This window comes from Coprococcus sp. ART55/1, from assembly GCF_000210595.1.
Lineage (GTDB): Bacteria > Bacillota > Clostridia > Lachnospirales > Lachnospiraceae > Coprococcus > Coprococcus aceti.
Genome location: NC_021018.1, coordinates 2,998,711 through 3,004,599, shown reverse-complemented (window position 1 = coordinate 3,004,599; position 5,889 = coordinate 2,998,711). Strand labels below are relative to the sequence as shown.

The window sequence follows — 5,889 nt, the reverse complement described above, 5'->3', positions numbered from 1 at the left end:
ATTGTAGTCACATAAGGAATCTTTGCCTTGATGGCAGCCTTTCTGAGGTAACTGTCGTCGTGGGCACTTTCCTTACCGCTCGGAGAATTGATTATCAGGTCTATAGAGCCATTTGTTATAAGGTCATTGATGTTTGGTCTGCCCTCCTGGAGCTTTTTGACTTTCTCAGCTTTTACTCCGGCAGCCGTAATTATGGCATATGTTCCGCTTGTAGCAAGGATCTTGAAACCAGCTTTCTCGAAGAGCTGAGCGATCTCGATAACCTCATCCTTGTCCTTTCTGTTTACAGAGATCAGGACAGTTCCGCTTGTAGGAAGGAGAGTTTGTGTAGCCTCCTGAGCCTTGTAGAATGCCTCTCCGTAGTAGGTTGAAAGTCCGAGAACCTCACCTGTAGATCTCATCTCAGGTCCTAAGATTGGGTCAACCTCTGGGAACATGTTGAATGGGAATACAGCCTCCTTAACTCCGTAATATGGTATGTGCTGCTCCTTGAGAGCTGGAACAGGAGATGGTCTTCCTGTGAGCTCTGATGTGATGATATCAGTAGCGATAGGAACCATGCGCACGTTACATACCTTTGATACGAGAGGTACTGTACGGGATGCTCTAGGATTTGCCTCGAGAACATATACCTTGCCTTTCTCAATAGCGTACTGCATGTTCATAAGACCTACGACATGCATCTCCTCAGCGATCTTCTTTGTATATTCCTTGATAGTAGCAACATTCTCAGCAGTGATGTGTACTGAAGGAATGATGCATGCTGAATCACCTGAGTGAACTCCGGCAAGCTCGATGTGCTCCATAACGGCAGGAACAAATGCGTGAGTTCCGTCGCTTATGGCATCTGCCTCACACTCAAGGGCGTGATTCAGAAATCTGTCTATAAGTATAGGTCTGTCAGGTGTGACACCAACGGCAGCTCTCATATATCCGTCAAGGCTCTCGTCATCGTATACGACCTCCATACCACGTCCACCGAGAACGTATGATGGACGGACCATGACTGGATAGCCAATCTTGTGAGCGATCTCAAGTGCCTCGTCAACAGTAGTAGCCATACCAGATTCTGGCATAGGAATCTCAAGCTTATCCATCATCTCACGGAAGAGATCTCTGTCTTCTGCAAGATCGATGACAGCAGGAGATGTACCGAGGATCTTTACGCCGTTCTTCTCAAGGTCAGAAGCAAGGTTAAGAGGTGTCTGACCGCCGAACTGTGCGATGACGCCCACTGGCTTTTCCTTGTTGTAAATGCTGAGAACATCCTCAAGTGTAAGTGGCTCAAAGTAGAGCTTATCTGATGTATCATAGTCAGTTGAAACAGTCTCTGGATTACAGTTTACTATGATAGTCTCAAATCCGAGCTTCTTAAGTGCCAGCGATGCATGTACGCAGCAGTAGTCAAACTCGATACCCTGACCGATCCTGTTAGGGCCGCCGCCGAGGATCATAACCTTTGGCTTGTTCTCATTTATCGGATTGCTGTCAGGTGCATTGTATGTGGAGTAGTAGTAAGCGCTGTCCTTTGTTCCACTTACGTGTACGCCTTCCCATGCCTCAGTAACTCCGAGCTCGATTCTCTTATTTCTGATGTCCTCCTCAGGAATCTCAAGAATCTGGCTGAGGTATCTGTCTGAGAAACCGTCTTTCTTTGCAGTGGTGAGTGCCTCGTCAGATGGGAGAGTGCCCTTATGTGCTGCGAGTGCTTCCTCTTCCTCAACGAGTTCCTTCATCTGCTCAACGAAGTAGTGCTTAACCTTTGTTATATCGAAAATCTCATCTACTGTAGCACCCTTTCTGAGCGCCTCGTACATGATGAAATGTCTGTCGCTTGATGGATGTGCAAGCATGCGCAATAGTTCATCCTTGCTCTTTGTATTGTAGTCCTTGGCGTAGCCGAGGCCGTATCTTCCTGTCTCAAGGCTTCGGATAGCCTTCTGGAATGCCTCCTTGTAGGTCTTACCGATACTCATGACCTCACCTACGGCACGCATCTGGGTTCCGAGCTTGTCCTCAACACCCTTGAACTTCTCGAATGCCCAACGTGCGAACTTGATAACCACATAGTCACCGTCCGGAACGTATTTGTCCAGTGTGCCATACTTACCGCACTCGATATCCTTGAGGGTAAGTCCTGTTGCCAGCATGGCTGACACAAGGGCAATAGGGAATCCTGTAGCCTTTGATGCCAGAGCAGAAGAACGGGATGTTCTAGGGTTGATCTCGATTACGATGATTCTGTCAGATACAGGGTCATGTGCGAACTGTACATTTGTTCCACCGATGACCTCAACAGAGTCAACGATCTTGTATGCCTGCTCCTGAAGTCTCTTCTGAACGTCCTCAGAGATTGTGAGCATAGGAGCGGAGCAGAATGAATCACCTGTGTGTACGCCGAGAGGATCGATGTTCTCGATGAAACATACAGTGATCATATTGCCTTCGCAGTCACGTACAACTTCAAGCTCAAGCTCCTCCCATCCGAGGATTGACTCCTCAACGAGGACCTGACCTACAAGGCTGGCCTGGAGACCTCTTGCACAGACAGTTTTGAGCTCCTCCTTGTTGTATACGAGTCCGCCGCCGGCACCGCCCATGGTGTATGCAGGACGAAGAACAACAGGGTATCCGAGCTGATCTGCGATGGCGAGAGCCTCATCTACAGAGTAGGCAACCTCGCTTCTTGCCATTTCTATTCCGATTGCGTTCATGGATTTCTTGAATTCGATTCTGTCCTCACCGCGCTCAATGGCATCTACCTGAACACCGATGACCTTGACATTGTATTTGTCTAAGATGCCTTCTTTTGCAAGTTCAGCACAAAGGTTAAGTCCTGACTGTCCTCCAAGATTTGGAAGAAGAGCGTCAGGTCTCTCTTTTGCAATTATCTGCTCAAGTCTCTTGACATTGAGCGGCTCAATGTATGTGACATCAGCTGTCTCAGGATCTGTCATGATGGTAGCAGGGTTGGAATTGACCAATACGATCTCGTAACCAAGCTTCTTAAGGGCCTTGCACGCCTGAGTACCTGAGTAGTCGAACTCACATGCCTGACCGATGATGATTGGACCAGATCCTATTATCAGAACTTTGTTAATGTCTTCTCTTTTTGGCATATCTTTCTCCTTATTGTAAAATGATTCTTGTTCAGAGCGAGAGCACTGAAAACTACATGAAATCACACAAAATAAAGAAGTATTTTAATGTGATTTTAAACATTGCCGGACATCGTTTATTTTCTTTTATAAAAATGCCCAAATTATTGATATTATAAAGTATAAGAGCCCAAAAGTACATAGCTAATAAGGAAATAAATTGAAAAAATGAACTGAAATATGAAATGGATCAAGAATTGAATTGGAAAGTACGTATGAATATATAGTAAAAATTATGAATGGCATGGAATTTTTTATAAAAAATCCGGCACATATGAAAAAACACACATGCCGGATAAAATGTCTTATAACACTTTTGAAAGGAAATCCTTAAGTCTAGGATTCTTAGGGTTGCCGAAGAATTCCTCCGGTGTACCGGATTCTAGAATCTGTCCGTCGTCAATAAATACAACCTTATTGGCAACCTCTCTGGCGAATCCCATCTCATGGGTAACAATGATCATTGTCATGCCTTCGTCTGCAAGAGCCTTCATAAGATCAAGAACCTCGCCGACCATCTCGGGGTCAAGAGCGGAGGTTGGCTCATCAAACAGAATGACATCAGGATTCATGGCAAGCGCACGGACGATGGCAACACGCTGTTTCTGACCGCCTGAGAGAGTAGATGGATATACATCCGCCTTGTCCTCCAGACCGATCCTCTTCAGGAGTTCCTCCGCCTTTGCATGTGCCTCGGCAATGATCTCTGATTTTGTTGTTGTTATTTCCTGCTTTGTCTGCTTTTCCTTGCGGAAGAGATTGGTGACAGGAAGCAGAAGATTATGCCGCTTTGCCTTTTTCAGATCCTGACATCTGACATAGACAGGAGCAAGCATGATATTCTGTATAACAGTCTTGTTGTTATACAGATTGAAATGCTGGAAAACCATACCCATATGACGGCGGTGTATGTTGATATCAACCTTAGGGTCTGCTATATCAACACCATTGAATATAATCTGGCCGCCGGTAGGATCTTCCATACAGTTCAAACAGCGAAGAAATGTACTTTTACCAGAACCTGAAGGGCCGATAACAACCATTATATCGCCTTTGTCTATGGTGATATTGATGCCGTTTAAGACTTTGTTATCACCGAAGCTTTTTTCAAGATTAATGACGTCTATCACTCTTTCTCAGGCTCCTTTCCATTAATTTGATTCCCAGGCTGATGAGAAGCACCATCACGATGTAGATAAGTGCCATGACCAGATAAGGGACCATGAATTCGTAGCTGTTACTTCCGATGTAGTTGAATGCAACGTAGAGATCAGTTGCTCCGACAAAACTTACAACTGAAGTCTCCTTTATTAAAGAAATAAATTCATTTCCAAGGGTTGGCAGAATATTCTTGACTGCCTGAGGTATAACGATTTTGAGCATGGTAGTCGAAAAACTGAGTCCCATGGCACGTCCACCTTCCATCTGACCTGGATCAACGGAGAGTATACCACCACGCATGATCTCTGAGATGTAGGCACCGCTGTTGAGTCCGAATACAAGCATAGCCACCTGAACTCCTGTCATGTGTCCTCCCACTATAGGAAGAAGAAATAGTAGAAGAGAAGAAGCTGTACAACCATAGGTGTTCCACGGAAGAAACCTACATATACACTGCAGATCGCATCCAGAACCCTAGGCAGACGCTTGTACTTTGGAATTACCCTGACGGTAGCAATGAGGGTACCGATTATTATACCGATGATAAGACCGGCAATGGCTATTATCACAGTATTCTTCAGACCCTCGACTACCTTAACATACCCGTTGTTGTCGATGAATATTTCTATGAACTTTTGTATTTTTGTAGAAATGTCTCCCATGAAATATCCTTTCAAACATAATTGGCGTTAATACTAAAATTACTAAATTCGAATTAAAATTTACTGCATTGCGTTAAGAGCAGCAGTGATGCTGGCTGCAGGAGCAGCATCGATGATAACATAGTTGAGGTTACCATTTAAAAGATCCTGAACTGCAAGAGAACCGTTCTTGTAGCCTGTTGAAGTCATAGCAAGCTTTGTGAATCCCCAGTCTGCGTCACCCTCGCAGTAGAACTGTCCGGTAGTACCTGTCTGGAAACCAATCTTCATGTCTGAGCCTTTAGCCTGAAGGATCTTGTTGACATCATCAGCTGTCTTGCAATCATCAAACTCTGTATTGTCTGATGTAACGATAAGCTTCTGAGAAGCCTTGTAGTATGAATCTGAGAAGCTTACATACTCCTCACGATCTGGCTTTATAGTAAGACCTGCCATAGCGATATCACACTTGTGCTGACCAACTGAGAGACATACAGCATCGAAATCCATGTTCTGGATAACGAGCTCCTTGCCAAGCTTGTCTGCGAGAGCCTTAGCTATCTCCATATCGACACCATAGTAGTTCTCTCCCTTTGTATACTCAAATGGCTCGAATGCAGCATTGGTTGCAACTACAAGCTGATCCTTGTTTGCATCGAGTGTTGCTGACTCAACTGCAACAGGCTCGCCATCGCCGAAGTAGTGATTGCAGATCTCTTCAAATGTTCCGTCTTCGTTCATTGACTTGATGAAATCGTTAACCTGTGTTAAGAGCTCAGGCTGTTCCTTGTCAACACCGAAAGCATACTGCTCGTCTGTAAGGTCAATCTCGATGACCTTTGCAGTCTTCTTTGATGAAGCACTCCCTGAACCTGCCTCCGAAGAATCATCCTTGCTTCCACATGCTGTAAGAGCTGTCATAGCCAGAA

At 45.1% G+C, this 5,889-nt stretch carries 5 protein-coding genes; all 5 read right to left on the bottom strand.

The window, feature by feature from the left end; translation table 11 throughout:
- A partial coding sequence (carB, locus tag CCU_RS13500) for a carbamoyl-phosphate synthase large subunit (protein ID WP_208896304.1) occupies window positions 1-3,119 on the bottom strand: 3,119 nt, incomplete at its 3' end.
- A 344-nt stretch (window positions 3,120-3,463) separates the two neighbouring features.
- Window positions 3,464-4,288, bottom strand: coding sequence for an amino acid ABC transporter ATP-binding protein (locus CCU_RS13495; protein ID WP_004853032.1), 825 nt, complete (start codon window positions 4,286-4,288; stop codon window positions 3,464-3,466).
- Entirely contained in the window at window positions 4,272-4,685 is a 414-nt protein-coding gene (locus CCU_RS14605; protein ID WP_015535032.1) for an amino acid ABC transporter permease, read from the bottom strand. The genes CCU_RS13495 and CCU_RS14605 overlap by 17 nt, the downstream gene beginning before the upstream one ends.
- Window positions 4,686-4,696: 11 nt before the next feature.
- Window positions 4,697-4,981 carry an ABC transporter permease subunit gene (locus CCU_RS14600; RefSeq protein WP_015535031.1) on the bottom strand — a complete coding sequence of 95 codons (285 nt, stop codon included), beginning with the start codon at window positions 4,979-4,981 and terminating at the stop codon, window positions 4,697-4,699.
- A 60-nt stretch (window positions 4,982-5,041) separates the two neighbouring features.
- Entirely contained in the window at window positions 5,042-5,881 is an 840-nt protein-coding gene (locus CCU_RS13485; protein WP_015535030.1) for a transporter substrate-binding domain-containing protein, read from the bottom strand.
- Between the last annotated feature and the right edge of the window lie 8 nt (window positions 5,882-5,889).